Origin of the sequence: Halomonas sp. 3D7M (assembly GCF_014897885.1) — a bacterium.
Lineage (GTDB): Bacteria > Pseudomonadota > Gammaproteobacteria > Pseudomonadales > Halomonadaceae > Vreelandella.
Genome location: NZ_JABUZF010000239.1, coordinates 1 through 2,512, shown reverse-complemented (window position 1 = coordinate 2,512; position 2,512 = coordinate 1). Strand labels below are relative to the sequence as shown.

1 protein-coding gene is annotated in these 2,512 nt (G+C 52.3%); it reads right to left on the bottom strand.

The genetic code is table 11. The features are described from left to right. Positions 1–28: 28 nt before the first annotated feature. On the bottom strand, positions 29–2,077 hold the full coding sequence (locus tag INT22_RS13765; protein ID WP_193060917.1) for a TonB-dependent receptor family protein: 2,049 nt from the start codon (positions 2,075–2,077) through the stop codon (positions 29–31). Positions 2,078–2,512 lie beyond the last annotated feature (435 nt).

Here is a 2,512-nt window from a genome sequence, read left to right as displayed (position 1 = left end):
GTTTTTTTTGCTAGGGAGCCTCTGCTGATTAAAAACTCAACTCCACGCCGCCATAAACACTTCGCCCTGGGGCTGGCTCATAAAAGCGGCCAAAGGTGCCGTTTAAGCGCACATTGGCATAGTGCTCTTCATCAAGCAGATTGCGCAGACCAAGATAAGCACTTAGTCGCGTACCTTCACTTAACTGCCAACCATCACCTACCCGGAGGTTGAGCAGCCAATAGCTATCTACCTCCGTCGCATTAGCGTTATCCGCTACTAAATCACCGATGTATTCGGTTTCCAACGTGACGAAACGCTGATCAAGGTTTTCCCAGGTTAATTGATTGACCCACGTTTGCTCTGGCAATCCAGGAATCCGGTTGCCATCAAAGCGTTCACTAGGTGTTGCAAACTTATCGAATTCATAACGCGCGAGGGTTAAAGCGCTATCCAGACGCCACTGGTCGGCAAGCTGCCAGCCCAGCGCCAGCTCTAGGCCATCGCGATTTGTGTCACCTGCATTCTGATAGAAGGTACGACCACCCTCATCATACGGCACCAACTCATCGCGAACGCGGACCGAAAATAGTGCGAGATCGTAATCCATCGCCAACGGCTCAATGTAGCCACGCAACCCTATTTCGCGATTCCATGCTTTTTGCGGCTCAACAGCAGGGTTAAAGCCACCGCCAGCCGGGTTGGCAAACTCAGAAAACGTGGGTGTCTCAAACGCGGTGCCGGTATTAATATACGCTTGGTGCTGCGGACGATAGCGATAGCTTAGCCCCGCCGAGCCACTCCACTCGTTAAAGGTACGCTTCCCGCTTTGATCTCCGTCATCAAGAAACGTATCGTCGACGTCTAGCGCCACCCGGTCATATCGCGCGCCCAACGAGAGCGTGACCTGTTCCGAGAGCGCTAAATCCCCTTGGGCAAACACGCCAGCGGACGCCGCAGTTTGGGTTTCATCCGCTAACTGCTCGCCAACTACTCCCTGGGCATCGACATTATTACGAAAACGCTCATCCTCTTGGCGCGCCACATCCACCCCAACGATATAACTCAGCGGCAGGCTCCCTAACGCCACCTCGTGATGGTATTCAGCGCTTGCGCCCATATAGTCCCGCTGATAACCCAAACGACTACTGCCCACAAATGGAAGCTGCTGTTCAAAGCTACGCTGAGCAATTAAGCCCTTGAGATACAGCTCACCATCCCCTGCCGCTAAGTCTTCGTATTGCAGACCCAACAGCTGCTGATCGACGTTTTGCCCAGCATCTAGCGCTAGCGAATTGGGCGCAGCCTGATCGCGCCCAGCGGCAACTTCACGGGCATTAAGTGCACCGGGATCTTCCGAACGGGGGTTCTCCAGCAGATTAATAATCGCAGTAACCGCCCGCCCACTGCCGAGTTCTCGACGCAACTTTGCATTCAGCAAATACTTCTCGGTTGAACTTTGTTCACGATAACCATCAACGTTAAGCGCCGTCAGACTGATATGGTGCGACCAATCGCCCTGTACACCGCCATTTTGCAGTGCCACTTTTTGATAGCCATCACTACCTGCGCCCATCCGCAGCCGTGTACCAGGATTATCACGCCCATCTGCAGTGGTCACATCAATCACTCCGCCAGCCGCATTACCGTAAAGCACTGAAGACGGCCCGCGAATCACCTCAATACGCTCGGCACTGTCTAAATCAATGGCATCCAACTGCGCTTGACCATCCGGAAGTGTGTATGGAATGCCATCTACCATAACGGTAATCCCACGCACACCAAATGGAGCACGCGCGCCAAAGCCGCGAATAGCAATGCGTTGCCCTTGGGCGAAGTTATCGCGGTTTTGTAAAAACACCCCCGGTACTCGGTTAAGCGCTTCATCCAACCTCACCCGTTGCTGACCTTGGGCAATTTCTTCGCTCTCCAAGGTAGAAACGGCCGCTGGTGTGGCATACAGCTCGCGGGCTAAGCGCGGAGCGCTCACCTCTACTGTAGGCAGTACCGCATCTTCACCGCTGGGCGCCTGCGCCCACACAGGGCTGGCTAGAACAACGCTCGCGAGCAGCAGTGATGACGGTAGATAGTGACTCATGGCGTTCCTTATTCATCTGTAGTCGATGGGCTTTCGCAGCCCTAATTTCTTGAAGATCTAATTTTTTGAAAACCTAAGTTCTTGAAAATCTAAGCTCTTGAAAACCTAAGCTCTTGAATACGCCTACCTAAGCAAGTGAACGATAGCCCAAACACGAGGTCGTACCTAGGTCGCACTGATTCGCCAAACTTAATCATTGCGACTACGTTACGCTCAATCGCTGAACCGCACTGTTGCTAAAAGGCCAGCATTAGCAATCAGCACTAAAACCGTTATTGATATCTACATTATAGAGACCTACGTTATTAACCTGTTCGTTATTAACAAACAGACTGTATAAGCAAAGGAGGCTGCATGGCGTTTACCGCAACTGACCCGATCAAGATGATCTTTGCCGTTATTCTGCCCCCACTAGCCCGGATTTCTCACAGGGTA